Raw genomic sequence first — 378 nt, 5'->3', positions numbered from 1 at the left:
CGGCCGGTGGCGTCGTAGTGCAGCAATTGGCGGTGTTGCGCGGCGGGTTGCTGGTCGAGTTTGCCGATCAGGTTGTCGGCGGGGTCGTACTCGAAGTGCTTTTGCACCGCTGCCGGCATCAGCGATAGCTGACTGCTGTGGCGGCGTTGGCGTGAGCGCAAGCGGCCGCTACGGTCGTATTCGCTGCGAGTGCTGATCTGGCCTTGGGTRCGCAGCACTTCGCGGTGCAGGCGGTCGCGTTCGAAGTCGCTGATGACCTGGCCGTCGAGGTTGATCTGGTGCAGGTGGCCGCTGCCGTAGTACAGGCGATTGAGCCAGCGGCCGTCGGGCAGTTGGGTCTGGATCAGGTTGCCGAGTTCGTCGTAGTGGTGGTGCAGG

1 protein-coding gene is annotated in these 378 nt (G+C 64.7%); it reads right to left on the bottom strand.

Features of this window, described 5'->3' with window-relative positions; genetic code table 11:
• Positions 1 to 378, bottom strand: a 378-nt coding sequence (locus AC1DIG_RS29340; protein WP_477770120.1) for a hypothetical protein, incomplete at both ends; no start/stop codon positions are given.

This window comes from Pseudomonas sp. 05N431 (assembly GCF_056397005.1).
This window is presented reverse-complemented; position numbering and strand designations above follow the sequence as displayed.